The 25,738-nt window shown below is 46.1% G+C and carries 22 protein-coding genes and 2 pseudogenes; 12 read left to right on the top strand and 12 right to left on the bottom strand.

The features are described from left to right. Window positions 1-28: 28 nt before the first annotated feature. Together R8N49_RS10085 and R8N49_RS10080 are read right to left on the bottom strand one after the other, a co-directional pair. Window positions 29-451, bottom strand: coding sequence for a DUF805 domain-containing protein (locus tag R8N49_RS10085; protein WP_005397959.1), 423 nt, complete (start codon window positions 449-451; stop codon window positions 29-31). 217 nt (window positions 452-668) lie between these two features. Then, window positions 669-1,016 carry a 5-carboxymethyl-2-hydroxymuconate Delta-isomerase gene (locus R8N49_RS10080; RefSeq protein WP_005397960.1) on the bottom strand — a complete coding sequence of 116 codons (348 nt, stop codon included), beginning with the start codon at window positions 1,014-1,016 and terminating at the stop codon, window positions 669-671. 269 nt (window positions 1,017-1,285) lie between these two features. On the opposite strand from R8N49_RS10080, the gene tpiA reads away from it, so the two are divergent. Beyond that, entirely contained in the window at window positions 1,286-2,056 is a 771-nt protein-coding gene (tpiA, locus tag R8N49_RS10075) for a triose-phosphate isomerase (RefSeq protein WP_005384863.1), read from the top strand. A gap of 97 nt (window positions 2,057-2,153) precedes the next feature. Here tpiA and galU read toward each other — a convergent pair whose 3' ends face one another. From galU to R8N49_RS10045, 6 genes and pseudogenes are all read right to left on the bottom strand, one after another. Continuing rightward, a complete protein-coding gene (gene galU / locus R8N49_RS10070) occupies window positions 2,154-3,032 on the bottom strand; it encodes a UTP--glucose-1-phosphate uridylyltransferase GalU (protein WP_203346702.1) in 879 nt (292 codons plus the stop codon). Between the two features lie 68 nt (window positions 3,033-3,100). After that, complete coding sequence (locus tag R8N49_RS10065; protein WP_005397963.1) at window positions 3,101-4,267, bottom strand: nucleotide sugar dehydrogenase; 1,167 nt, start codon at window positions 4,265-4,267, stop codon at window positions 3,101-3,103. A 97-nt stretch (window positions 4,268-4,364) separates the two neighbouring features. Next, window positions 4,365-6,464 (bottom strand): YjbH domain-containing protein, encoded by a 2,100-nt coding sequence (locus R8N49_RS10060; protein ID WP_412034901.1) that lies wholly within the window; start codon window positions 6,462-6,464, stop codon window positions 4,365-4,367. Between the two features lie 920 nt (window positions 6,465-7,384). Further along, window positions 7,385-7,804: pseudogene (locus R8N49_RS10055) on the bottom strand (IS110 family transposase); the annotation flags it as partial. A 721-nt stretch (window positions 7,805-8,525) separates the two neighbouring features. Beyond that, window positions 8,526-8,921: a type II toxin-antitoxin system death-on-curing family toxin gene (locus R8N49_RS10050; protein WP_213916540.1), complete on the bottom strand. Its 396-nt coding sequence runs from the start codon at window positions 8,919-8,921 to the stop codon at window positions 8,526-8,528. Further along, window positions 8,921-9,091 (bottom strand): hypothetical protein, encoded by a 171-nt coding sequence (locus R8N49_RS10045; protein WP_005397970.1) that lies wholly within the window; start codon window positions 9,089-9,091, stop codon window positions 8,921-8,923. Before R8N49_RS10045 ends, R8N49_RS10050 begins: the two co-directional genes overlap by 1 nt. A 1,067-nt stretch (window positions 9,092-10,158) precedes the next feature. Between R8N49_RS10045 and R8N49_RS10040 the strand changes: the two genes are divergently transcribed. The 3 genes from R8N49_RS10040 to R8N49_RS10030 are packed head-to-tail and all read left to right on the top strand — an operon-like array spanning window position 10,159 to window position 15,780. Then, window positions 10,159-11,706 (top strand): hypothetical protein, encoded by a 1,548-nt coding sequence (locus R8N49_RS10040; protein WP_318189974.1) that lies wholly within the window; start codon window positions 10,159-10,161, stop codon window positions 11,704-11,706. Then, on the top strand, window positions 11,699-14,503 hold the full coding sequence (locus tag R8N49_RS10035) for a site-specific integrase (protein ID WP_318189960.1): 2,805 nt from the start codon (window positions 11,699-11,701) through the stop codon (window positions 14,501-14,503). Before R8N49_RS10040 ends, R8N49_RS10035 begins: the two co-directional genes overlap by 8 nt. Then, a complete protein-coding gene (locus R8N49_RS10030) occupies window positions 14,500-15,780 on the top strand; it encodes a hypothetical protein (RefSeq protein ID WP_318134469.1) in 1,281 nt (426 codons plus the stop codon). Before R8N49_RS10035 ends, R8N49_RS10030 begins: the two co-directional genes overlap by 4 nt. A gap of 179 nt (window positions 15,781-15,959) precedes the next feature. On the opposite strand, the gene R8N49_RS10025 is transcribed toward R8N49_RS10030, so the two are convergent. From R8N49_RS10025 to R8N49_RS10005, 4 genes and pseudogenes are all read right to left on the bottom strand, one after another. After that, complete coding sequence (locus tag R8N49_RS10025; RefSeq protein WP_318134471.1) at window positions 15,960-16,277, bottom strand: CcdB family protein; 318 nt, start codon at window positions 16,275-16,277, stop codon at window positions 15,960-15,962. After that, complete coding sequence (locus R8N49_RS10020) at window positions 16,277-16,522, bottom strand: type II toxin-antitoxin system CcdA family antitoxin (protein WP_318134472.1); 246 nt, start codon at window positions 16,520-16,522, stop codon at window positions 16,277-16,279. The genes R8N49_RS10025 and R8N49_RS10020 overlap by 1 nt, the downstream gene beginning before the upstream one ends. A gap of 400 nt (window positions 16,523-16,922) precedes the next feature. Continuing rightward, on the bottom strand, window positions 16,923-17,036 hold the full coding sequence (locus R8N49_RS10010) for a transposase (protein WP_318189973.1): 114 nt from the start codon (window positions 17,034-17,036) through the stop codon (window positions 16,923-16,925). Beyond that, window positions 17,021-17,209 (bottom strand): annotated as a pseudogene (locus R8N49_RS10005) (hypothetical protein); the annotation flags it as partial. The gene R8N49_RS10010 and the pseudogene R8N49_RS10005, both read right to left, overlap by 16 nt. Window positions 17,210-17,221: 12 nt before the next feature. On the opposite strand from R8N49_RS10005, the gene R8N49_RS10000 reads away from it, so the two are divergent. The 8 genes from R8N49_RS10000 to R8N49_RS09965 all read left to right on the top strand — a co-directional run bounded on the left by R8N49_RS10000 (window position 17,222) and on the right by R8N49_RS09965 (window position 25,725). After that, window positions 17,222-17,647, top strand: coding sequence for a hypothetical protein (locus tag R8N49_RS10000; RefSeq protein ID WP_213896850.1), 426 nt, complete (start codon window positions 17,222-17,224; stop codon window positions 17,645-17,647). Window positions 17,648-17,896: 249 nt separating this feature from the next. Then, window positions 17,897-19,057, top strand: coding sequence for a tyrosine-type recombinase/integrase (locus tag R8N49_RS09995; RefSeq protein WP_213896849.1), 1,161 nt, complete (start codon window positions 17,897-17,899; stop codon window positions 19,055-19,057). Then, a complete protein-coding gene (locus R8N49_RS09990) occupies window positions 19,054-19,665 on the top strand; it encodes a hypothetical protein (RefSeq protein WP_318189959.1) in 612 nt (203 codons plus the stop codon). Before R8N49_RS09995 ends, R8N49_RS09990 begins: the two co-directional genes overlap by 4 nt. A gap of 1,000 nt (window positions 19,666-20,665) precedes the next feature. Beyond that, window positions 20,666-21,982 (top strand): ATP-binding protein, encoded by a 1,317-nt coding sequence (locus tag R8N49_RS09985; protein WP_318189958.1) that lies wholly within the window; start codon window positions 20,666-20,668, stop codon window positions 21,980-21,982. Window positions 21,983-22,991: 1,009 nt separating this feature from the next. After that, complete coding sequence (locus tag R8N49_RS09980; protein ID WP_318189957.1) at window positions 22,992-24,155, top strand: Arm DNA-binding domain-containing protein; 1,164 nt, start codon at window positions 22,992-22,994, stop codon at window positions 24,153-24,155. After that, complete coding sequence (locus tag R8N49_RS09975) at window positions 24,152-24,751, top strand: hypothetical protein (protein ID WP_318189956.1); 600 nt, start codon at window positions 24,152-24,154, stop codon at window positions 24,749-24,751. The genes R8N49_RS09980 and R8N49_RS09975 overlap by 4 nt, the downstream gene beginning before the upstream one ends. Window positions 24,752-25,024: 273 nt before the next feature. Beyond that, the gene (locus R8N49_RS09970; protein WP_237309413.1) at window positions 25,025-25,318 is read left to right on the top strand and encodes a hypothetical protein; all 294 of its coding nucleotides are present in this window, start codon (window positions 25,025-25,027) and stop codon (window positions 25,316-25,318) included. Further along, window positions 25,315-25,725: a type II toxin-antitoxin system YafO family toxin gene (locus tag R8N49_RS09965; RefSeq protein WP_237309414.1), complete on the top strand. Its 411-nt coding sequence runs from the start codon at window positions 25,315-25,317 to the stop codon at window positions 25,723-25,725. Before R8N49_RS09970 ends, R8N49_RS09965 begins: the two co-directional genes overlap by 4 nt. Window positions 25,726-25,738 lie beyond the last annotated feature (13 nt).

Raw genomic sequence — 25,738 nt, 5'->3', positions numbered from 1 at the left:
CTTTCAGCGAGCACGTTACTTAAAGCGATTACTCCGGCTCAGGGCCATATTGGTTTGGTCCTGATGTTCCTTTTAATAAGCCACATTCAACTAGAATCCATAAACCACAAATCAGAGAAATGGATGCAACGAACATTTGCGGTGTCGACGGCTCTTGTGCAACAGGGCTAGTCATTGGCGTAGCGATTCGTCCGATAATCAGCGGAATATTCAGTGCTAGCCAATAGATTGATTTGTTGCGGTCATGCCAACGCTTGGTGGTGATCGCCAAATCAGGGATTAACAAAATCACCAAGAAAATAGGGAGAAGTAAATAGGAGAAAGTAGGAAATAGCTTACTGATTCCAGCACCAAAACCTAGAATAGAGACATAGTAAATGACGTTCCAAATCCAGTAGGTTTTACGGTTTATACGTCCTTGAAAAGAAAACAGTAACTCTTTAGTCGACATCAAATTTTACCCCAAAATAGAAAGGTTATAGATTAGCCGAGTCGATATGGTTTGGAAAGTACACCTGCAGTGTAAGCGCCAACAGCGGCGTTACAACAAGCAGAGCGAGGCTAAGCTGAAGCAACGACAAACACTCGATAAGGCCTATTAGCTTTCAGTTTCCTTGTACCTCACGATGCGTAACCCTACTCGTTATTCTCAAGAAACTCTGTTCAACCTAATTCACTACCTTCTGGAAACTGTCTACATCCATGTCTCGGATGTTGACCGTTAAGCTGTGCACGTGACTGGCTTGCTCTTGAAGAGTCGCCATCAAGGCTCGTGACAGTTCTCGCTTCTGCTCTTGGGAACGACCAGATAACAAATCAAAGTTGATATGGATAAAGTCGAGGCTATCGCCCTCTTCCCCAATTAACCAATTGTGGCACCGGAGCGTTCTAGATTTCACTGACGCGAGTTCAAAAAGACCACTCTCTAACGCCGTTTTATGTAAATCCTCCAGCAATCCCTGAACATTGACGCGTTCTTCCACCGAGTTTGAATACTCTAAAACGAGATTTGGCATTTTGATTCCTTTCTACAACAATTAATTCCAGCGCGTAGTAATACCAATCTCAGCAGCAATTTCCGAGGAATGAACTATCATTCTGTCTACGTGATCACCAATCGATTGCTTTTGACAAAAAGAACAGGATCGCTGCTTGGTCGAATCAGTAAAGAAAGCCGGACAAGACATGACGCCAATCATGATCTGTTCACATTATTCTGTTATATTCCTACGTAGATTTTTTACATTAATTGACTATTTACATTAAAGATAAGGGAGATATTCCTATGCGTCGTCCTGTAGTGATGGGTAACTGGAAACTAAACGGTAGCAAAGCAATGGTAACTGAGCTGCTAACTGGTCTTAACGCTGAGCTTGAAGGCGTTGAAGGTGTTGACGTAGCAGTCGCTCCACCAGCACTTTACATCGACCTAGCAGAGCGCGTAATCGCTGAAGGCGGTAACAAGATCATCCTAGGTGCTCAAAACACTGACCTAAACAACAGCGGTGCGTTCACTGGCGATATGTCTCCAGAAATGCTGAAAGATTTCGGTGCTACTCACATCATCATCGGTCACTCAGAGCGTCGTGAATACCACAACGAATCTGACGAGTTCATCGCGAAGAAATTCAACTTCCTAAAAGAAAACGGCCTAACTCCTGTTTTCTGTATCGGTGAATCTGAAGCGCAAAACGAAGCTGGCGAAACTGAAGCTGTATGTGCACGTCAAATCAACGCAGTTATCGACACTTACGGTGTTGAAGCTCTAAACGGCGCAATCATCGCTTACGAACCAATCTGGGCTATCGGTACTGGTAAAGCAGCAACAGCTGAAGATGCACAACGCATCCACGCTTCTATCCGCGCACTAATCGCAGCGAAAGACGAAGCAGTTGCAGCACAAGTAATCATCCAATACGGCGGCTCTGTTAAGCCAGAAAACGCTGAAGCTTACTTCTCACAACCAGACATCGACGGTGCTCTAGTTGGCGGCGCTTCTCTAGACGCGAAAAGCTTCGCAGCAATCGCTAAAGCAGCGGCTAAAGCAAAAGCTTAATCTCGTTTTAACTCAGAGTCGAAATAACAAAGGGATGCATCATGCATCCCTTTTTGTTTGTGTTGTACCGTCGGAGTACCTAATAGGAAGTTCCGATTTACGCTGGCTCAGCAATTTTCACGGTTGGCTTTTTCGCGAGCTCCGCACTGGAATCTTTCTTATAAAGGTTCTCGTAGCAGTAATTTGTGGCTTCAATGTAGCCTTCTACGCTACCGCAATCAAAGCGCTGACCTTTAAATTTGTATGCCAAAACACAACCAGATTGAGCTTGTTGCATCAGCGCATCGGTGATTTGAATCTCACCACCTTTACCTGGCACTGTATTTTCAATCAGTTCAAAGATATCAGGTGTCAGAATGTAGCGACCAATAATCGCTAGATTGCTAGGTGCAGTGCCTGGTTCTGGCTTTTCAACCATGTTATCAATGCGGAAGATATCATCTTTGATCATCTCGCCAGCAATCACACCGTATTTATGCGTTTCTGATTCCGGCACTTCTTGTACCGCAACGATTGAACAGCGGAACTGTTTGTACAGCTCAACCATTTGCGCTAGAACGCCTTGGTCCTCATTCACACAAAGGTCATCCGCGAGCACAACTGCAAACGGTTCATCACCGACCAGTTCACGTCCCGTAAGAATAGCGTGACCTAAGCCTTTCATTTCGCGCTGACGGATGTAAGTGTAACTCGCAGAATCAATCAAAGAACGAATATCATCAAGCAGCGCTTCTTTACTTGTACCGCTAATTTGATGCTCTAGCTCGTAGTTTTTATCAAAGTGATCCATTAACGAGTGCTTACCACGACCGGTGACGATGCACATCCCGTCCATGCCGGCTTCAATCGCTTCTTCAACACCGTATTCAATCAATGGCTTGTTCACCACTGGCATCATTTCTTTCGGCATCGACTTAGTTGCAGGAAGGAAACGTGTGCCGTAACCCGCTGCAGGGAATAAACATTTTTTAATCATAACCATTACCAACTAAAAAAAGGCTCCTCTGAGGGAGCCTATTACATTATTTTGAATATAAAGACTAATTAATCGCTACCAAACAGGTCACGGGTGTAAACTTTATCAGCCACATCAGCAAGTTCCTCAACCATGCGGTTAGAAACAATGACATCTGACATTTGTTTGAACTCTTCAATATCGCGGATAACGGCAGAGTGGAAGAACTCATCTTCCTTAAGTACTGGCTCATACACCACGACTTCGATACCTTTTGCCTTAATACGCTTCATAATGCCTTGAATAGACGAAGCGCGGAAATTGTCTGAGCCAGCCTTCATAATTAAGCGGTAAATGCCCACAACTTTTGGTTCTCGCTTGAGAATAGACTCTGCGACAAAATCTTTACGAGTGCGGTTCGCATCAACGATTGCACCAATAATGTTATTAGGAACTTCTTGGTAGTTTGCTAACAATTGCTTTGTATCTTTTGGTAAGCAGTAACCACCATAACCGAATGACGGATTGTTGTAGTGATTGCCAATACGAGGGTCTAAGCCTACACCTTCAATAATTTGGCGCGCATCAAGGTTATGTGCTTCAGCATAAGAATCCAGTTCATTGAAGTAAGCCACGCGCATCGCAAGATATGTGTTTGAGAACAACTTAACCGCTTCGGCTTCTGTAGAGTCAGTAAACAAAACCGAGATGTCTTCTTTTACCGCACCTTCAACTAAAAGATTAGCGAACTTCTCTGCACGTTCGCTACGCTCACCAACGATAATGCGAGACGGGTGTAGGTTATCGTAAAGAGCTTTACCTTCACGAAGAAACTCTGGAGAGAACATAACATTCTGACAACCGAGCTCCTCTTTAATACGCGCAGTATAACCCACAGGTACAGTCGACTTAATCACCATAACCGCATCTGGATTAATTGCCATCACATCTTTAATCACTGCTTCAACTGAAGAAGTATTAAAGTAGTTCGTTTGAGGGTCATAATCCGTTGGTGTGGCAATAACAACAAACTCTGCGCCTTTGTAAGCCAGCTCTTTATCTAGCGTCGCGACAAAGTTGAGCTCTTTGTTTGCAAGAAAATGTTCGATTTCCGCATCAACAATTGGAGACTTCTTGTCGTTCAACAAGTCCACTTTTTCTTGGATAATATCAACCGCCACAACCTCATGGTTTTGTGACAATAACATGGCATTGGACAAACCGACGTAGCCCGTGCCTGCTACAGCAATTTTCATTTTTATTTCCTATTATTTAACTGACGCTAGCATATCAAAACACCTGCACTCTCGGTAGAGTACAGTGATTAACTCAAAGCCTAACTAGCAACACAACTTAATTCAATTGAGTACCCAAGTAACGCAAATAAGCGTTGCGGATACGCAGCTTGTTCTGCTCAAAGTACTCTTGACCATAACGGCCTCGGTTAAAGTAGCGACGAAGCATACTATTATCCATTACGAGTTCATCACCCTGGCCTGCCGCTAAATGGTTAGCATCATTACCAACCCGTGTCGTAACGTTGAAATCATAAGCCTCGTTACCACGAACTTGTATCACTCCCGGCGACATATCACGCCATGGCGTTAATGGCAGCTTTACCGACACAGTGACAAACTGCTCTTCGTCTGTATCGTTAAACTTTGTCACCTGATAACTTGCGGATATTTCTATGTCTTCAAACCAATGTGATGTCGTGAATTTTGCGCCAACATCCCCTTTCCAAAACTCGCCAGCAGTTGCGTTAAACTGCCAATCCCACTCTGGCATAGAGAATGTGTAACGAGTTAAAAAGGTTTGGCGATCTAGGTTCGCATAACCATTTTTGTCTTTTTCGTCTTGATGTTGGAAATAGCTCATCTCTAATCCCAACCAATGGTTGCCCGATTGAGAGAACCAAGCTGATTCACTACGCGCACCGATATAGTCCGATTTAACCAAGCCTAGAGAGACCTGGTTAGCTATATCGACATATGGCAAACGGAAGAACTGATGTACCATTGCACGCTCAATCTCGTTCTCGTATACGCTGTCTTCGAAATACCCACCCTCTTCAAAATCATCACTTTCTGCTAAAGGTAAAATATGACGAACATCAATTGCGGCGCCAGACCATAGGTAGGTGTATAAGTTGCTAGACATAGCAAAAGAGTAATCATACACACCGTACTCGGTTGCAAAACCATGCCTTACCATAGGAGAAAGTACGATCTGCGAATCTAAAGTGCCTGAATTAACTCGCTCTGTTTTCCAATCAACCATGTCTAATCTTTCCGGCAAATCGCGCGTGATAAACTGAATGTCATCACAAACTGCGCTGCCATTGACAAAACTTTGGTAACAGTTAGAGTTAGATAAAACACTGACCACTGGTTTTTGGTTGGCAAGCATCACAAGTTCAAATTGATCCGATGCAGCGCCAATATCTTGCGCCGCATTTTGACCTAAATGACTCGACACAATCCCCAGAGCCACACCTAGTCCGTCAACTTGATTATGGTTGTATCGACGGTTCTCTAAAGCCACCACAACTTTGTCATTTGATACGCCAACTTGAACATTAACGAAGCCTTCATTTTTTAACGCACTCACCAAAGTGGAGATTGAAGCATCTTGAAACTTCTTCTGCTCGACAAACAGCTTATCCATCAAAGACATATCATTTTCATAAAAGCTAACTGAGCGTGTGTAATCAGATATGAGAGGGATTGAAAAAGCGGCATTCCACACCGTCGCCTCGTCAGAATCATGCCCTGAATACAGCTGATAGCTGAGTGAAGCAGCTATGTCATGTGGCAACACTCCTTTTGGTGTAAAAAATTTCACTGAAGAGTTAAACTCGACAGCATCATATTCCGCTGTGAGTTGCATGAAACGAAATGGCTGATATTCCACACCGCCAAATACCCCATCCATGACTCCTAGCTCGATATCTGAAATACTATAACCAGCAGAAAAACGTAATGGAGCAAAATGGGTTGTATAATCACCAACCACATAATTCGTCTGGAAATGGTTGGCCGCTCCTCCTAGATCCTGAACACCAACGGCAAGGTTAAAACTATCGACATTCAACCAATTGGGTAACTGATATTTAAATGACATCGATAGGTCGCGGATCCCACATCCCGCTTCCAAAAAACCTCTACAGTGATAAGTTTCAGTCACTATACGTGCATGTGCTTCCAAGCCCTCGAGTACCCCAAGCGAGAACTTAAGTGAATCTAGCTCGTTGATCCGCTCTCGCCATGGTAAACCTTGTGCATAGGTGAAAGAAAAGTCACCGAAATTTAACGACTGAGCATTAGGTGTCAACGTTAACCCAGTAAAGCTCTGATTAGAGGGTAAGCGCTCTAACTGTTCAGTTCCCTTTGCTGCCCCTACATAAAAAGGCAATGAACACGCCACAGCCCCCACAGTTATCATTTTTATCATTGATCATGCCACTACTGAAGTTTCAAATACGTAACAAGGAGCCTAAGCACCTCTATTAAACTACTTATTTTTCATTAACTTTACATTTGCATCAAGTTTCATTTTAATTAATGCGCCGTCTACCCAAAGCTAACAACCAAGCTTGAATAAAAACTTCCACACAAATAGCCTCGAAAGAGACATATTTACCTACTAAACCTAGCTCTTCCAATACACATATTGCTACATTATTTTATGCTGAGAGCGGCTTTGATGTTCGCTCACCGTGAACTGAGTGCGTTAGATCAGATGATATGGAGCAAACTCAAGTGATATCGATGTCATGCTAACCTATCTTTACTAGATCAGTTAGAATTTCAATTCGGCGCCTCATCACAAATTACGAACTTTCTTCTCACTCCATCTCCATTGAGGATGCTAAATAAGTATGTGAATACCTCATTTTTCGTAACACCGCTTAAGACTTGAAGGTTCAATTTGTTGGGAGCAGCACGGGTTCTAATGCACGGACGACGTTCACATCGTTGCAAATAAAGTAGTTCGAACGTTTCGCCAAAGCCTTGCCCTCTGCCATGAAGATGTATTTCTCACGGCCAGCGTTGGCATCAGTATCTATCCGCACTACGGCGGCAACAAAGAGGCTCTATTAAAAATGCCGATACCGCGATGTAGCAAGCGAAGAAAGCGAGACGGAACCGTTATGAGTTCTATACCTCGTCCCTCAACCAAGCACTGCAACAACGGACACTTTCATCACAACTTCGCTACTCTTTGCGTCGTGATGAGTTTAAGCTGGTTTCCCCCGAGTTCGACGTTAAAACCGAGCGATAGCTCGCGTGTGAGGCTCTCCTCGGTTGACACCATCAGAACCTAATCAAGCAATGTCACCCGATATTTTCATCCCGATTGCGGAGCGTTCCGATCTGTTTCGACAAGGCAGTTCTGTTCTCCACCAAGCGTTTACGGACACTGCGTATAGCTTTGAGGTCTTGTTGTTCAACAGACTTAACAGGAACAAAATGAATATCAGGCCTAGAAAATGCTTCGCAAATTGCTCTCGCATCATTAGCATCGTTCTTTTGCCGCCCAACAAATGGCTTTACATGCTGAGCTGGGATAAGAGCTACGCTATGTCCAAGCTCTTGAAATATTCTGCCCCAATGATGCGAAGTTGCGCATGATTCCATCGCAATAGCCGTTTTCTCTGGTAATTGCCGGACTGTATCAAGAAGCTTGTCACGCTTTACCTTTCGGTTTGACAAGATTTGTCCATCAGAACTCAACACGCATACTTGAAAGAGGTTTTTGGCTATATCGATACCGACAACTTTAATAGACATGATGATTACTCCTGCTCTTACTGGTTGCACCATTAGTTTGATACAACGGTGCTAGAAGGGAGGTGCGTCCATCACATCAAAGCCTTAGGTTATCGCCACTGTTCGCTTTACTGTCCCCCTGACGATATTCATTACCATCCTGGGTAAACAGAGGGGGATCTTGACAACTTGTTGCTACAGTCTTCGTCACGACAAACTTAATTAGCCCGCATTTCCTGTACCGTCGATCGATAGTGAGCGCAATGTGCAGTTCCCATACGCTGATGTTTCAAGGGATATTGGCGCCAAAGTTCGGTTCCCGTATCGCCCCCTTTTCCGAGGATAGAGTTCTCACACGACGTTTCGCCACGGATCGCCAGCAAAAAATACGAGCAAAATATCAACAATGTATACGTTAACCCCAATAAAGAGTGAAATTTGGTAGAGACGAATACCTCTAGAGAGTGAAAGTCCGCCCTATTTTTGGGTTCAGTTTGTCAGACCGCAGAGTCAGGCCTTATTTTGGGTTCGGTTTGCCAAAACGCAAAGTCAGCCCCTATTTTGGGTTCACCTTGCCACCGATGCGATGAGGTCGGCACGTGCTCAGGCTAAGATCAGGGATGGCCTGGGCTCAGAGGCGATGGGCACCGATTGTGCCGTTATTGGGAGTGAACTAAAAAATATCTGCCTTGCTCCTGCGATGAAGTTCAATATCAACGATCTCCTCAGGATCAATTCTGACTCAACACTCAAGCCCCGCCGCGTATTGTGCATACAAAATATCCGCGAAATCCGCTTCGGTTAATACACCAAGCAAAAGATCTCTGACGGCATCAGCAAGTAAGGCGTTGTCGATGACAATTTCAAACTCATTAAGTGATAAGTATTCAAGCGCGACCATCAGCCCCGTGCGTTTATTTGCATCAGGTAGGGCGTGAGCGATGGCAATACTTGCCGCATACTTTGATGCAATATCAAAGACATCTTCCAGACCATCATACGCGATCGCATTGTCAATTCGACCCAATGCACCTTGCAGCTTTGGTATATCCACCTCTCCCTGCATACCTGGCTCAGTCGCTAAAATAAACGAATTTATTTCAATCACTCGCTCGAATGGAAAACAGATGATATCCATCACATATCCGCTAATTTCGTGAATGTCTTACGATGCGTTCTTAGCGCTAACTTGGCTTCAGAACGCACAATTTGACGCCCCTGCATCCCACTCAAGTCTAACTGCTTGGTCGCTTTTACTTTCGGTCTTTTTACCTGTGGCACTCCATAGGCTGACAAGTCTTTGCTCATGAAACCTTCTCTCCATACGACTTCTATCTCTTCATTATACTACCGTTTTTCCTTCGATGCCCTAAGGCTTTTTAACCCTACTTAACCATCGCCAAGATAGCATGGTATAAAAAATCACCTGAGACAGTTGATCGAAAGGATCACGAAAATGAGACGTTTTCGATCAAATTAAAATCTATAGAAACAGGAACTTAAATTAAAATAAAAAGAGTGCGGTCTATTGGAATAGTTACGATAAAACCTGAAAACCAATAAAAATCAAATCATTACCCACTCAATCCTGTTTCGCCTGAGATGGGATGTTGTCTAACAGCGGCCAAATGAGACCGTTGTGCCATGAAATGACTGAGGTGGCCGCGTGTCTTTTGTCACTGCTAAGCTGAGGAGTGGGGCCGTTGCCGATAAAGTTAGTGGATAGTTATATGGCGTATAACTGTATTTACTACCCCCTTAATTTCGGTTACATGGGAAAATATGGCTCTTCTGAGTCTGCGCCTTCCAACGCATTTCCTGTGTCCATCGTTCACAAATCTATCATTACTTCTTTCTCTTCAAGTACTTAAATCACTCTCCCTGTCCACGTATTGTTTTTGAGATCTAACTTCAAATTTCTCACAACAAATGAGACTTTGCTTCAGCAAGGCATTCCCATTACCTAAAAAAAATGATTATGATGAAAAAACACACAGACACACCATATGTCGATCAAACCATTTCGACACGCCCAACATGTAGACACATCGTATTTCACTGACAAAGAAAGCGAGCAACAGAATGAGACCAAAAATAAAGAAAGTGGCACTGCCATCTCTTAATCTTGAGCGGAATCCTTTACTCCATTCATTAACGCAAAATGATCGCTTTCAATTAACCCAAACCCAATCGCTCGACTTTATCTCGATGCCGCACCTGCAGCCTCTGCTCGATTGCCAGCCACTTTCCGTCTCGCACCATCCAACGAAAGAGTCGTACCAATGTCTCATGCCGCACCCTTTCATTGAACGATTGCGATCGCGCTCGCGAAGTGCTCTCCATCGGCATTTCGATGAATAATGGAGAAAGCTGTGATGAAGACTTTTCAGCAGTTAGCTCGCGAAAACCGTCAAAAAAACGCCGGCGGATGTTATCCCGATGCGCTTGCCCATGCGACGACACTGGCCATTATGCTGCGCAGACTGGCTCGGGAAGATCCCAAAGACCGTCCAGCGATGACAGTGGTTGCCTTGTTTCTTTGGCTGACTCAAGCCTGGCCGGATATTCATTCCCCCAAAGACATCCCTGACTTTGTTAAAATCTCCGGGGCGACGCCATGCCGAGAACATGCCTTTCGTACCTACAAAGATGGCGCGCTCTCATGGGCGGAATACGTACACAGGTATCGTGATGGAAAGAAGACGCATTATTTATGGCAGCCATTCCCGACCTACCTCAATGCGTTGTTCCAGCCGTTCATCAGCGCGCAGAGTTATGAAACCCCGTTCCTGAGGCCAAAAACGAAAGTTCGCCTGTTTCACATCATGAAGCAAAAATGGCGAACGCCGGAGTCACTGAAGGATTCTCCGCGAGTACGAAAAGACACTTTTCATCAATATCTGATTGATTGCGCTCTGGTTGACAATACCCTGACCCCTATCCCTCGCGCTCAGATTGTGTCTCCTAACCGAAAACATCATAAACATGCCGAGACTTATCAGCGCAGCAACAGTGATCGGGTTCGGTACAAGCTGTTTGATGCCTACAACCGCTATCTGTGGCGACTCGTGCGAGCGGCCCGCAATGCCAAGCTATCGCCACACTTTGACGTCCTTAGCGGTCAGCACACCATCAATCTGATCGCAGAGCATCCCAAAATCGCTCAATATCTCTCGCAACCGGGGCGGATCGCTCAAACTGTCTTAGATACCACCAATGGAACTCAGCAAAGAATCCGCAGTACCGCCACTCCATTAGGCAGTCAACGCCACCTGGAGGAAAATGCCGTCATTGGTTTCTTTAACGACCTGTTTGTCCATGTCCGCGCCCTCAAACCGGGTAAGTCTGGGAATAAAAAACAATGGGTAGCGTATTACAATGGCGTGACGTATCGCTTGGCGTTACTGTTCATTGTTCTGACGGGGACGCGCCCAACACATGGGATCAGTATTTTGTCGCCACACTATTCGGGAGGCGACATAGTGTTTATCAAAGACAAAGGTCGACTGCGACAAATCATCCTTTGTGACTATCTCCAGCGTGAAATCCAGCACTACCAAACACTTCAGTCAGCAGTCCTCTCTAAGTGGGGAATCCGACCAGATTTAGACGAGATGTGGTTCTGCCTTGACGACCATGGACTGCCTTACCGCTTATCCAATCGATCGTTACGTCGGTTTATGCATCAACACTGGCCTGGTATTGTGCCCTACCAGCTTCGCCATTTCTTTGCCCAGAGTGCGGTTAATAATGTCTCCTCGACTCGATTGCTCGACCAGGACATCGACCGTCTGATGGGGCACGAAAAGCTCGGCGAACATTTGGGTAGCGATATGATCTTTCCGGAGACTTTTGATGCGATGAAAGTCTATCTCAACCAGTACGCTGAAAGGCTGAGAATGCAGAAGTTTGCGTATGTCTAAGTTCATTCAAGCCCTTGCAGAGTCCATACACTATCACTTTGCACAATCCGGACAAGCATGCTCAGTACTGGAAGAGTTGGTCTGGGTGCTGAATCACTGGCACATTATTGACCATAAAACTCGTTCACTCAGTAAAACCGATATTGAGCCAATTAAAAAGCAGATAAAAGTTGTCCCTACCGGCAAACAAAGACACTACCAGCAAGCCCTTAACGATATCTTGTTTTATCTTCAGGATGCCTGCCATTGGACACTGCCAGAAGAACATCAGCCTGGCATTCGAGACACGGAGTATGCGTGGTTTGAGTCCATTGCCGGCGAGTCACAACTCGCCAAGCAGGTATTTAGCCGCTATCAGCAACAAAAAGCGCAGTACTTGCTCACTCGAGGCGAACTTTCTCCAGCGTTCATCGCTCTCATGATTGGCTTTGAGGTTGCCCCCTTGTCATTGCATCACATTTCTCAGTTGTTAAGCGATCCCACGTCGGTGAGCTCGGAAAACGCCATGCCCCGTCTTCGAGTGCATCACCGCTCATCTGACAAAGAGGTACCTTATTCTACGCATTACCACCTCCCACTGATGAGCTATCGGTTACTCAGTGATTACTATGCGCGCTCCCCCGAGCCTCAAAACGAACACCACCTTCACCAGCAACTGACGCGATGGTTACAATCAAATGCATTGCCAGCCACGGACCGTTTCAAATGGTCACGACGGTTTCAGATCAGTTGGTATGCCCGCCATCGCTTGCCCCCGGTATTCGTCAAAGATCTCGCGATCCCAGAACGGCATGTCAGTCTGACAAGCGAACACCAAACCTCGCCGCTCAAAGACGCCGATATTTATGCCATTGACTGGGACATCAACTGGTTTGAGCATTTAAGCCCATCAAGCCGCAAAGTACGCTGGCCTCATAGTGATTTGATTAAGGCCTATTCGCCTTCAAAACCGATGTCAACGCCGATACCACCGGCACCCGTGCGGGACGTCAATAACCTTTTACCGCGTTTACTGTACGACTATACCCGGCAACTGATCACCTCCGGCGGTGTGAAAAAAACGCGGCTAGCGGCCAGCACCATCACAAAATACACCGGCCTGGCCAGTCACCTGGAAGCCTATCCGTTATCCTATTCTGACGCCATTAACGAAGATGCAATCAACGCCTGGGCACAAACCGTCTACGACTCACTCACCACCGAGTCAAACCAACACCTTTTCTTATATTTTCTTCGTTTTCTCAGCGTCCAGGAACAAACCGACAACATTGATCTGACAAGATTTTCGCCCCCCACCACGCCACCTTCTGTGAGTCCGGCTCGTTTGACGCTGGCGCAGTTAGATACGATGATTCAAACGCTGATCGCCACCAATACCACGCACCCGTTTCGAAGTCTCTTTGCGGTCATGGCCACTCTGCTGGGCTTTTTCGGCATGCTTCGTCGGGGGGAGGTGTTGCGCCTTCGTTGCCAAGACGTGCAGTTTGTCCCCAAAACGGGCTTGCTGACCTTAACCATCACAAACACGGAAGAAGGGCGGACCAAAAGTGGGCAGTCTCGCACCGTGTATACTGTCTTCCCCGAGCGGTATCGCACCCTATTTCGAGTGCTCTTAACCATCAAAAAAGACGCGTCACCCAACAGTCCACTGCTAGGGTTTGAAGGCGAGAAATACCATTCCCGGCAACTTTATTACTTTGTCCCCATCACTCGTGCCTTAAAAATGCACTTCGGCACGCACATGAAGTTTCATCATCTTCGTCATTCCGGCGTGCACCTTTTGATGCTCCAGGTGCTGCATTTTGTCAGTTGCACCCCGGCGCCAGCGCGAGGGGAGACACTTCTGGAAAAGGACGTCATGTCAGATAGCGTTGTTGCTACCCGCTTTGACTATTGGCTGGAAGGACGAAATATCCATGAGGTGAACGATGGCCTTGTCCTTGATAAGGTCTGCGAGCAAATTGGTCACACTCATTATGCAACGACCCGATGGTCTTACTTACACGACATTGACTGGCTCCTCCCTATCCTCAGTCAGGCGCATCAACCGTACATTGCCAAAGACTATACGCACTCAGAGCTCCGATATCTGATGGGACTGTCCCCGCAGTCCAATGATTTATCCAGACGCCTGATACGGCTGAGCCCCAATTACGCACAGAAAACGCTGGGCGAGAAACGTAGCCAAACCATTGCACTCACCGATGCCCAGCTGCGCGCCACGATGTTCGGCACACCGCCCGAGACCGAAGAAAGGCCACCGCGCGATCATTTTCGAGATTGGCAGCACTCAATCCACACCAGCCACGACACATTACTTGGTTTTCTCTTTAAAACCATGATGATCAATAAATCGCTCGATCTCGCCGCGCTCAGTCAAATCTGGGGCTTGGGCTGTCAACATGACATTCACCCCATCAATAAAAAGGCGCGCACCGCCTTTCGTCAGCTCCCTCCAATTGAATTATCGGCCGATGGGTGCGCACTGCAAATGACGATGGCCTGCAACCTAAAAAATGCGCGCGCTTTTGCGGCGGCTTTTCGGCACAAAGAGTGGCGATGGTTAACTTGTCACTTCGAGCTTGCGGTGAATCGAAAACTCAACCCAGCTCGGCAAATGGCTCTGCTTGAGCAGCATTATGTCCAAGGCAAAGAAACCGTTCGCGTCACTCAGCACCCGTTAGGCCAAACGTCGCTCACTATCGTTCTGACGCCCAAGTTGCCACTTTCCAAACCGGCCCTCACTTTCACACAACAATTTATTGAATCCATGTCACTGCAGAAGGTCACACCATGAACATCATCATTCCAGCCAGTAAACGCCCGCTTCTTCAAACCTTGTCAGAGCGTATCGATACGCATTATGTCGACAGTGCCGTGACCGTGCTAACGGACAAAGCCGACCGCACCATCACGTTTGTCTGTGGACAGTCCCCTTTTTGCTCCGAATATCTGTTGATCCTGGATAAGCGCTCCACTGGTTTAAAGAACAAACAGTTTTCTATAGATGGCAGCTTCGCGAAACAACTCATTCATTATTTTGTCGAAGAGCAAGATATCGAACTGAAATTCGACATGAGCGCTTCTGGAACGATGTTTGTGGAGCTGGTCGATACGACCGCGCTTAGGACTGATGATTATCAAGCGGCGGCGCTGCGCCGCTGTCAGTGCGGGGATGCATCCGACGATCATTTACAGTACTTAACGGATAATCAACATCGCCCCACCTCCACCGCATCGAAAGCCACCATCGAGCGTATCGTGCACGAAGCGCAAGACAATGTTCCCTTTGAGTTTCTAGAGCTGAATAAGGAAAAACAGTGCCTGCGAGTACAGCGTCAAGGTGAAATCGAAGATAAATCGCTGCCCCAAGGCTTAACGCTGCCAGTGTCACTGGTGTTAACGCCCGAGACAACAAAACACATGACCAAACTGTGTCGCCTCACCAGTGGTAATGAGATTGAGATCGCTCAGCAGGGCGAGACGGTCACCTTCAAAGCGCCAGAGTGCACCTTAACCTGCTCGATAGCGGGGGTCGAAGCGTTCTACCAGAAAAAACCCGATCCGATACGCACATTAAAATATGTCGCTCTGAATCTGTTCGCATTTAAAAAAGAGCTCGAGCATTGCTTTAAGAATTACGGGCGGATCAAAAAAGCCAATGACGCCCTGCTTTACTTAGGCGAAAACCAAGCAGCGATTGCGGTGCTGACCGCCCCTTATGAGTTTGTGCATCCCATTCATGTGTTTGAAGTCGGTCAAAGCAAACCTCATGCCGGCTCACTGTTTCGTTTCTCACCACGTGATTTAGAGAGCATCAAGATCAAAAACTCGTTAGACGCCAAAAAGACCCGAATCGACATCTTTGAAACTTCACACGGCGAGCTAAAGCTGGGGGTGTACTATTCCCTGAAAGAGAAACTGCCGTATGACATCATTGCCATCGAAAAAGACGAACGTCAACTGAAAAAAGTGCTCGCGATGATAGAGAGCATTGAGACAAAACAGGGAGAGACCCCAACCACCGTGTCAGAGCAACAAGGCGATCTGTTTACCTTTGACGATGATGATTAAAAACACAAGTGGAAAGAAGAGGAAAGATAAAAGCACTGGACAAATAACCAGCATTTAATGTGCTCATTGATGAGGTTTTCACCAATAGTGCCCCAAACGGCATTAGGCGGAAATCAAACAAGCAGTTGGGATAGGAAGGCGGCCACCTCCCTATCCCGTACCGGCTGCGTGGAGTTTCGTTATATGCCAGTAATCAGAAAGTCGATAGCGGCAATAATTTCGTCTCTAAAAGTGCTTAGCTCATTGACAGGTTCACATAGAATTTTAGTTGGTACACTTGCCATTTGGTGGGTCAAAATAACGAAGTCACCTTCATCAAGGTGTATCACAGGGCATAGGTGACTAGGTACTTTCTTTTCTAACATCTCAACAGGCGTTAGTGGGATGACTAATCGAGTATTCAGTGTATCGAGCAATTCGCTCTGAACGTCTACAAAGTAAGGGTAAGCAGTTGCAGTGCTCTTATCGTTGTTTTGGTATAGCGCAAATTGTGACATTAGAATACTCGGTAAGAATCAGAAAATAGACCATGTTTTTCAGTGAGCTCGTTACAAGCATTGATAGCTTCAGCATTTTGCTCTTGCCATTCAGCTTTAAGGCGTTGACTTACTTCTTTCTCCAGTGCTTTTTCCATTGTCGCTGACAAGTTAATCTTTAGACGTTTCGCCTCTGCTAGCAGCTCGCTATTCAAACTTAAGTTGGCAGCTTTCTTTGGGGCTTGTGTATTAAATACGTTTCTCATAGTATCAACTCATGCGTGTGTTATATGCGCATCAATTATAGGCATGAACTAGACATATAACAACTATGGCGTCAATCGTTAATTTTTGGCGCTATTGTTATCCCACATTACACCGTCTCTGAGCATCGAGTTTAAGATCACAACCATTTAAGAGTGATTCGCAACGCTTGCCAGTTTCGCTTCGCTCAAGTATAGCCAAGCGCCGCTCACCTTAATGCGGCTACATGGCTGTAGAATTTCTCTATTTTTAGCCAATTTCATCCGATTTTAGGGTTAGTTGCGCTGTCTAGATCAGCTTAAATACTGCGCTGTGATATTGGTGCTTACCATGACAGCGGAGGGTGTAGAGTAGAAAGGAGAGCTTGGCGGGATTTTGAGCTGCTTTTGGAGGTTTTTCCTTCTATTTAATGTGATTTCGCAGCTTTTCTATGTTGTGGAGCCTGCTGAACATCGCCCACTGGGCGTTCACTTTCTCTTTTCCTCTAAGCGTGCACCTATTCATCTGTTTATTGATCGTGATGTTGACAAAAACAGGCTCAACACATCTAAGCCGTTTACGGTCTTGTTCGCTAGTGCGATGCAGGCCTTCTTAAAACCTAGCCTTTTCACCGCTTTGAGCAACCACAGTTCTTTTTGCGTAACTGGCACCTCTGACAGCCGACTGATGTAAGCCATAGCGCCAAGGTATCCCCCTGTGTCATGGCTTTAGTGAAACAAGCCAATGAAGCGCTGCTTCTGGTGAGTCGAGATCGTGTGATGCTCGCCGGCCTGACGCTGGAGACCGGCGAAAATGCCTTTCTCAATGTCAAAGACATCAAACACAAACACGACATGGTGCATCGCATCAATTTAAGTGAGCTGGCGAAAGGGCCGATAACGGACATCACGTCAGCTAAGCAGATCAAACTTGCGCTACTCAAAAATGCGAGTGAAGGCGTGTATAAGCTTGGCTTTTATAATGATGTGAAAGGCGAGCACCCTTACGCGTATGTCGACGATGTCGCCCCCGCGCCCGATAAGCTCTCACTGGTCCTAGACGCCAAAAACAAACTCGAGGCGAAGCTCGAAGGCAAAGTGGATGATGAAACAGCTCAGATTGACATGGTTAGCTATGATGACATTTAACATTTGCCGAAAAAAGCACTGGACAAATATCCAGCACCTGATATGGTAATTGATGAGATTTTCACCAATAGCGGCTAAAAGCGCACTCTTTGAAAATCAGATAAGCAGTTGGGATAGGAAGGCGGCAACCTCCCTACCCCGTACCGGCTGCGACGACGTTTAACCCACCCCAGCCGATGGCTCGATTCTAACGAATTCCATCGGTCAGGGACAGATCTATTTACGGATCTCATACTGATGGAGGCCAGCATGGCGCACATTCGTATTCGCCCAAACGGGCGCATTCAATTCGATCTTCATTTGTACGGTCGCCGCTTTCGTGAAGGCACAAAGCAAATGGCGACCCCGAAAAACCTCAGTCAAGCCAAAGCCCTTCTCAAGCAAATGAATGCTGAGATCGCTTTGAACACCTTCCAATATCGCGACTACTTTCCCGAAAGCAAAAAGGTCCGGATTTTTGAGGCGCTGCAGCGAACAAAGCACCCCGACCGTCTTTATCCGTTTTTTGATGATTTCGCCAACGAGTGGTTTGACCGCCAAAAAGGCAAATGGAAAAGCAGCTATCAACAAACAGTGCGTAACACCTTAGACCGTTATCTGATCCCCAACTTTGGCAACACGCTCATTAATGAAGTGACGCTCGCCAATGTGGAATTCTTTCGAGAAACACTCATCAACCAACGGGACGACAAGGGCCATCGTAAGCTCTCCAACAAACGTATCAACGGCATCTTTTGGCCGCTGGTCTCCATTTTAGGCCTCGCCGCAGATGAGCACCAGTTTACCTATCCGCTTCGCCGCTATAAAACGCTCAAAGAAGAAAAAGCCGACTCTCATCCGATGACCATACAGGAGGTTCAGCGTTTTCTGGAGACAGTACCTGCCCAATGGCGTGACTATTTTATCGTCCGATTCTGGACCGGGATCCGCAGTTGTGAAATTCATGGCCTACATTGGGAGCACATCGACTTTGAGCACCGCCTCATTTGTGTTCGTCAGAATATGGTTAATGGCGAACTGGGGGACGTGAAAACCCCCAAATCACGCCGAGAGCTCAAAATGTGTGACACCCTGCTAGCGGTGTTTACCCGTCTAAAAGAACAAAAAACAGATGACTCGCCTTTTGTGTTTACCCACCAAGGAAAGCCACTCGACACCCACTTTGTCAGCAAAAAACTGTGGTATCCAACGCTTGAAAAAGCGGGCCTTAAACGCCGACGCCCCTATGAAACCAGACATACCGCCGCCGTCCTTCATATCGCCGCACACGAAAACCCGCTTTATATCTCGCACATGCTTGGGCACAGTGATACGAGCTTATTGTTCAAAGTCTATGCCCCGTATGTGGCCAATGCATCAAGAAGCGATGGCAGTGCGTTTAATGAGCTGATGAAACAGGAGGGACTATGATGAATGATACTCTCTCATTTGAAGCGCAATGGGATAAGCTTCATGCCTTGCTTGATTTTCAACACGCGCATGACAATACGCTGACCATCATCGCATTAGGCGGGTTATCTCAAGATGTACAACGGCTTTGGTGGCAGTCCGAAGCGCCCTTTGATTTGCACCCTTCGGCGCTTTTACAAGACAGCCTGTCGCTTTATGCTCAGCGCGGCTGGCAGCAATACCGAAACGATACCACTTTGTTTCATGCGCTCAATGACCACGTGACCGCATGCTTTGACTCTCAGAGCCATTGTTATTTTGATCTTGAGTTACACCAACGCTATCCCGATTTGCCGTTAATTAAATTTTGGCTCGCGTCGGCGTCATGTTGCTGCCGAGCATATCCCGTCAATCAGGGAGACTTGTGGCTACAACACCTTAGCTTGACCCAGGCCATGTGCCTCGCGATGGAGCAACAGTCTTATAGTCCTGATAATCTCGTCGGATACAGCGAACGAATGGTCATCGTCGTGGATGTTGAAACTCGGTGGGTGGTGTTTTGCAGTGAGAAACCGTTCTTGCCCTTCAAGGCATTGGGGCTTCAATTTTGGCATTGTTGCTATCCCTAACCACATTGAGGTAACCAAACAATAAAAACGAAAGAACTCCGATAAATAACAATAGATAGGAAAGAGACAGAGAGGGAGCACCGACCAGCCAATCGGTGCTCTGAATAAAACTGGAGCACGACAGCGCCAACTACCTTCAGAAGGACCGCTTTTGTAATAATAGCGCGATAAAATCAGGGTCAGGATATTGATTCCCCTGGTGGGGCAATTTGAAATCGGCGATAACAGATAAGTTGTGTTTATTTGCCGTAGGGCTGCTCAATCATATGTCAGGCAGCCATTATCAGGAGTTCAAGGCACAAGGTTTGAGTATAAAAGCTCTGGGTCCATGGAAAAGACCCACATTGTTCTATCCCTTTATTTTGCTGAGTATCTGGCGCATATCCAGAGTTCAGGCAACGATCAAGACGATATTGCAAAATATTTACTGTAATAAAAATTACAGTAAATTAATTCAAAGGACCTAATAACAAGACGATTTTGCCTCACACAACGCACACAGGAATAATCTGAAAGGAGAGTCGATGCGAAAAGTCCAAGCAAGATTGACCCAACGGGCTCAGTTGGGCTAAAACCAATCGTCTTCAGCAGCAAAAAATCGAAGGGATCAATACTCATCAACTGTTGATGAAAACGCGCCGCATCAACTCGCTCTTTACGAAACGCCTCAAGCACCTCGGTAAGAATCGCACCTGGTACCGGTTGATGTGAGGCATCCGCGAGCAGCGCCTGATTGAACGCCTCGCGCAAATCTTTGGTGTTAACAGGGTTGAACAGCTAGGCCTCTTTGGTTGGACATTCATAAGCCCAAGCTAAACCCTGCTCGATGGTCAGGTGATATCAGGAACGGTAAGGCCGTGACCCTTCGTCAACCTTATCCTAATATCTTTGACCTGTAATTCATTAGTTAAGTACCAACTGACGGACGTTTACCAAAAAACACCTTAACAAAGGTTAATTACTGTACTAAAATTTACAGTAATTAATTTAAGGTATAGCTATGAGATTTTACAACCGCCAATCTGAACTGAAAAATTTACAACGATGGACCGACACGGCCCACCATCAATACAGCCAGCTAACTATGATGGTAGGTCGTCGACGCGTGGGTAAAACCACCTTGCTAAAACAAGCGTTTGAAGGGAAAAATGTCGTATATCTGTTTGTTTCCAGAAAGGCAGAGCCACTGCTTGCCGAGGAGTTTACCGAGCAAATCAAGGCGCAGTTGGATCTCCCCATTTATGGCCAGCCAGATTCGCTCAAAGCTATCCTGGAGATCCTACTTACTTACGCCAAATCCAACCCGATCACCGTGATCATGGATGAATTTCAAGACATCCAGAAGGTTAACGCCAGTTTTTTCTCTGACATGCAAAACCTCTGGGACAGCCATCGCCTCGACTCTCGCATGCACCTGGTTTGCTGTGGTTCACTCTATTCAATGATGACGCACCTATTTCAAAACAGTAAGCAGCCACTGTTTGGCCGTGCAGATCATCGGATCAACCTTCAACCACTCAAACCAACCTTCATTAAGGCCATGATGAGTGATCATGGCTGTTTTAGCCCTGAGACTTTGCTTGAATGGTATTGCTTTAGTGGGGGGATCCCTAAGTATCTGGAGTGGCTGGTGCAATGTGACCCAAAGCAAAGTTTATGGCCACAGTTAATTGATGAGTTCTCACTAACGTTAGAGGAAGGTAAATACCGGCTGGCGGAGGAGTTTGGTCGCGAACAAAGCAACTACTTTTCCATTTTATCCGCCATTGCATCAGGTAAAACCAGCCGAAGTGATATCGAGTCGATGCTGCAGTACTCGGTTGGGCCACAGCTGAAAAAGCTGGAGGAGGAATTTGATATCATTGAGCGGATTGTCCCGATATTGAGCAAGCCTGGCGGCCGCATGGTTAAATACCAAATCAAAGATGCGTTTCTCAATTTCTGGTTTCGCTACATCCACAAAAACCAAAGCAGTGTCGAGGTGGGCAACCTGCTTTATGTTCAGCAAGTTATCGAACGCGACTTTGAGCAATACAGTGGGGCCTGGTTAGAGCGACTTTTCAAGTCCATACTTGCAGAATCAGGCGAGTATAACCAAATTGGCACCTATTGGGAGAAAGGTAACCAGAACGAGATTGATATTGTGGCGGTGAACGATTCCAACAAGCAAGTGGTGTTTATTGAAGTGAAAAGGAACATCAAACGCTACAGCAAGACCCAGCTTATCGCCAAGTCACAAAAGCTACTGAGCAAGTTCAAAGGGTATGAAGTGAGCTATCGGGGAATGAGCCTGGAGGATTTGGTGTCGCTAAATTAGGCCAAAGCGAAAGGCTTAATCTTAAACCGTTCATTGTGCTGTCATTCCTTTTGCAAAAACAACATATGATCACAGCCAAGTTTTCTGTAGAGATGACATAACAGCCTCCATAAGTCATGACTGTTGTCATGATCGGGGGCTTGGGTTTAATTGGGAATGATGTCGATAATTAAGCGCTTACGATGTTCATGCGATTTCCGTGCTTGAGTCCCCAATAGGTTCATATAGCCCAACCTATTGGGGACTCAAAGCAACAAAAAAGTGTCTCACTTCCGTCTCACGGGTGAGACGGACGCTACGCTAACGCTCTATTACACAAAGACAAAAAAGGATCACCAACGATCATTACCAAGGGTCTTGACTATTGGGAAAACACCCAAAAAAAGCCGTCTGGACGTCCATGCTGACAGATAAAAATCCGCTTTAAAAATAACCAATCGCGACGCATGACACTCAAAAACCTGAGTTCGAATGATGCATTTTTGCATCATTTTCAACGAGAATTTTGTCGAGTTTTCAGCAAAAACAAAGAACAATCGTAGCCAAAAAACCGACTGCGCCGCGATGATCTGACTCAACGCTTGGTTAAGTCCGTGCGCTTTCAAAACCGCCCTATTGACCAGAGTCAGCCCAACGGATCAGCCCAAACTATCGAATCACCGCATTTAATAACCATCCAACCACAGCAATTCTACCAGCAAATCATCGATGCGAAAGGGACCCTCTCGGCTAGCCAAGTGGAAAGAGAAAAAAATGGAAAATAATTGCGCAAACACTGGACAAGTGATCAGTATTCACTATAGTAGTAGAGGATATTTTGACCAATAGGTAAGCTTTTCAAGCCTATTGGCGAAAGACAATACGCAGTTGGGATAGGAAGGTTGCACCCTTCCTACCCCGTACCGGCTGCACCGAGTTTAAGCAGACCCAGCCGATGACAAGATTCTAGCGAATTTCATCGGTCAGGGACAGATCTATTTACGATCTGAGAACCGATGGAGGCCATACTATGGCTCATATTCGCATCCGTCCCAATGGACGCATCCAGTTCGATCTTCACCTTTACGGCCAGCGCTTTCGCGAGGGCACCAAGCTTGAAGCCACCCCGAAAAACCTCAAACAAGCCAAAGCAAAACTGGCAAAAATCAACGCTGAGATCACCTTAGGCACCTTTCAATATCGCCAGCACTTTCCCCACAGCAAAAAAGTCCCCGTTTTTGAAGCACTCGAACGTGAGCAGCATCCCGATCACCGCTACCCTTTTTTCAACGAGTATGCCAATGAGTGGTTTGAACGCCAAAAAGCCAAATGGAAATCCAGCTACCAACAGACCGTATGGCTTAACCTCAAGCGCTATTTGCTCCCCGAGTTTGGCAATACGCTCATTGGTGAGCTGACATTAGCGGACGTCGAACACTATCGAAACCGTCTTATCGAACAAACCAAGCCCGATGGTCAGCGTAAGCTATCGAATCACCGCATCAACAACATCTTATGGCCACTGGTGGCGATCCTAAGCCTTGGCGCGGACGAGTATGAATTCAATTATCCGCTACGCCGCTATAAAGCCCTTCGAGAAACACGAGCCGATTCCAACCCACTGAGCGCCGAAGAGCTCAAACGGTTTTTTCAGGCACTCGATCCCGACTGGCACGACTACTTCTTGGTGCGATTTTACACAGGCTTACGCAGCTGTGAACTGCATGGCCTTCACGATGAACACTTGGATTTTGAGCACCGTCTAATACGAGTCAGACAGAACTACGTCAATGGCGAGTTAGGGGATCTCAAAACCACAGGCTCAAGACGCGATCTGAAAATGAATGAAGCGGTATTTGAGGCGCTAAAACGAACCGTCGCTCGTAAGACCATCAATACACCCTTTGTGTTTACCAACCCAAATGGCGCGCCGCTCGATACACATTACGTGAGCAAAAAACTCTGGTACCCGACGTTAGAAAAAGCCCAATTATCTCGCCGTCGTCCCTATGAAACGCGACATACTGCCGCGGTCTTGCACATCGCGGCGCATGAAAATCCGCTTTATATCTCTCACATGCTCGGCCACAGCACGACCAAGTTATTATTTGAAGTCTATGCGCCTTATGTAGCCAATGCTTCACGCCAAGATGGCAACGCCTTTAACGCACTCATGAAGGAGAATCTATTATGAATATTTTCACCTTCCGTCAGCCTGAGGACTTTTTCGTCGCGACAGGTGACCAACGCCAACTGGCGGCGTTTGCGTTAGGCGCAGCACACCCAAGCGTTCATGCCGTACTAACTCAATTAGACGCTGTGCAAATCAGTCAAACAGCGAGCCTCGAACAGTTAACGTGGATAGCCCACACCTTGTTCGAGCAGCACCGATCTAAGCCTGGCATAACAAAGACGCTTGAGGATTATCAAGCCCACTTGCTCAGTGATGACACTCGTCAACTCAATGACGTCACTCATCATGAACACTACGCCATTTTACCACTCCTCAAATGGTATCAGGCCACACTCGATGAGGCGTATGATGTGGACATCTTATGGTCGCGTCACCTAGCACGCTGCCAAACCCTGTGTTTTGCCTTATATTGGAAACAACATTGTCCTCAAGCCTGCATTGCCTACAATCAGCTTGAACTCAGCCTCTACGATCCCAAGCTCAATCAATCTCACTACTACACTGACACCGCCACTGAGTTTGAATTTAATTGTGGCACCTTACATTGTGAAGTAGGCGCATTTCCTTGGTCGAATGTGGTGAACCATGTCGGTTAACTTGCCATACTTCATTCATTGACCTATGAAAAAAAGCCGCTAGATATCCCTCTAGCGGCCTGAAGCAACCCAGTGGCTTTACCCCTTCATTAACGATTCAAGATCCTCTTTAATCGCATCTTGTAGTCCTATGATGTGAACGATTCACAACGAAAGGAGCGAGATTGCGCAAGCATCATGTTCAGACAGATACATTTCACTCCACTAGATTCTGTACAAACACACAATACAGACATACAATATTAAGTACATAATTAAGTACTCGAGGGTATTATGAAAACAAGTACCATTTATGCTGAAAAAGCCGTGTCATCAAGCGAAGCTAGAAAGCACTTTAAAGATTGCTTATCTGGGGATCCTGTCGTGATTTTGTCGAACAATGAACCGGCTGGTTATATGATGAGCGCCTCTTTTTTTGAAGGGCTGATAAAAGCTTTAGAGGATAAGAATGCTGGCTCTGTTTCATCATTTAGACCAATGAGTGCTCGCTTAGAGGTCATTACTCACCTGAACGCTCAAGCGTTAACAGAACTTGATGAGAAGACTTTGGGTGAGTTTCAAGAGTGAGAACGTCATTAGATATTCGAGTTTTTAAGCATAAGATCTTAATTGATGCACTGACTGAAAGTGAGCTTCATTCTTTGACTAAAGATTTTAGGTGCTATAAGGAGACGGGTGAAAAGCCAGATTTCTTTGGTCGTGATGAAGCTTATGATCATCCCAATACATTACCAATCCTAAAGTCAGAAGAAGTAAAGCACATTCACTTGGCTGCTAATGATGCTCCATTCTTAAGTTCTATCCAATTTTACCAAACAAGTGATAAGCACTTAGTGTATTGCCAAGGCTGGAATGAACCTAACTGTTTCCTGTTAATCGCGATTTTGGCACCTGATGCTCATGAGCAAGCTCGCAATAGAACCATCATGCATAATTTGGGCTTGATTGCTGAAAAATTCAGGCAGCATTTCTAAAATATTCTGTCCC

Source organism: Vibrio sp. 1978 (assembly GCF_033344345.1).
This window is presented reverse-complemented; position numbering and strand designations above follow the sequence as displayed.

What these genes read in the sequence shown, in the direction of transcription:
- R8N49_RS09975 (WP_318189956.1), top strand. Translation starts at nt 24,152, where the DNA reads ATGAATATTTTCACCTTCCGTCAGCCTGAGGACTTTTTCGTCGCGACA.
- R8N49_RS10085 (WP_005397959.1), bottom strand. Translation starts at nt 451, where the DNA reads ATGTCGACTAAAGAGTTACTGTTTTCTTTTCAAGGACGTATAAACCGT.
- R8N49_RS09995 (WP_213896849.1), top strand. Translation starts at nt 17,897, where the DNA reads ATGGCGCACATTCGTATTCGCCCAAACGGGCGCATTCAATTCGATCTT.
- R8N49_RS09980 (WP_318189957.1), top strand. Translation starts at nt 22,992, where the DNA reads ATGGCTCATATTCGCATCCGTCCCAATGGACGCATCCAGTTCGATCTT.
- R8N49_RS10040 (WP_318189974.1), top strand. Translation starts at nt 10,159, where the DNA reads ATGAAGACTTTTCAGCAGTTAGCTCGCGAAAACCGTCAAAAAAACGCC.
- R8N49_RS10030 (WP_318134469.1), top strand. Translation starts at nt 14,500, where the DNA reads ATGAACATCATCATTCCAGCCAGTAAACGCCCGCTTCTTCAAACCTTG.
- R8N49_RS10060 (WP_412034901.1), bottom strand. Translation starts at nt 6,464, where the DNA reads ATGATAAAAATGATAACTGTGGGGGCTGTGGCGTGTTCATTGCCTTTT.
- R8N49_RS09970 (WP_237309413.1), top strand. Translation starts at nt 25,025, where the DNA reads ATGAAAACAAGTACCATTTATGCTGAAAAAGCCGTGTCATCAAGCGAA.
- galU (WP_203346702.1), bottom strand. Translation starts at nt 3,032, where the DNA reads ATGATTAAAAAATGTTTATTCCCTGCAGCGGGTTACGGCACACGTTTC.
- R8N49_RS10000 (WP_213896850.1), top strand. Translation starts at nt 17,222, where the DNA reads ATGGCTTTAGTGAAACAAGCCAATGAAGCGCTGCTTCTGGTGAGTCGA.
- R8N49_RS10025 (WP_318134471.1), bottom strand. Translation starts at nt 16,277, where the DNA reads ATGTCACAATTTGCGCTATACCAAAACAACGATAAGAGCACTGCAACT.
- R8N49_RS10065 (WP_005397963.1), bottom strand. Translation starts at nt 4,267, where the DNA reads ATGAAAATTGCTGTAGCAGGCACGGGCTACGTCGGTTTGTCCAATGCC.
- R8N49_RS10080 (WP_005397960.1), bottom strand. Translation starts at nt 1,016, where the DNA reads ATGCCAAATCTCGTTTTAGAGTATTCAAACTCGGTGGAAGAACGCGTC.
- R8N49_RS09990 (WP_318189959.1), top strand. Translation starts at nt 19,054, where the DNA reads ATGATGAATGATACTCTCTCATTTGAAGCGCAATGGGATAAGCTTCAT.
- R8N49_RS09985 (WP_318189958.1), top strand. Translation starts at nt 20,666, where the DNA reads ATGAGATTTTACAACCGCCAATCTGAACTGAAAAATTTACAACGATGG.
- tpiA (WP_005384863.1), top strand. Translation starts at nt 1,286, where the DNA reads ATGCGTCGTCCTGTAGTGATGGGTAACTGGAAACTAAACGGTAGCAAA.
- R8N49_RS10050 (WP_213916540.1), bottom strand. Translation starts at nt 8,921, where the DNA reads ATGGATATCATCTGTTTTCCATTCGAGCGAGTGATTGAAATAAATTCG.
- R8N49_RS10020 (WP_318134472.1), bottom strand. Translation starts at nt 16,522, where the DNA reads ATGAGAAACGTATTTAATACACAAGCCCCAAAGAAAGCTGCCAACTTA.
- R8N49_RS10045 (WP_005397970.1), bottom strand. Translation starts at nt 9,091, where the DNA reads ATGAGCAAAGACTTGTCAGCCTATGGAGTGCCACAGGTAAAAAGACCG.
- R8N49_RS10035 (WP_318189960.1), top strand. Translation starts at nt 11,699, where the DNA reads ATGTCTAAGTTCATTCAAGCCCTTGCAGAGTCCATACACTATCACTTT.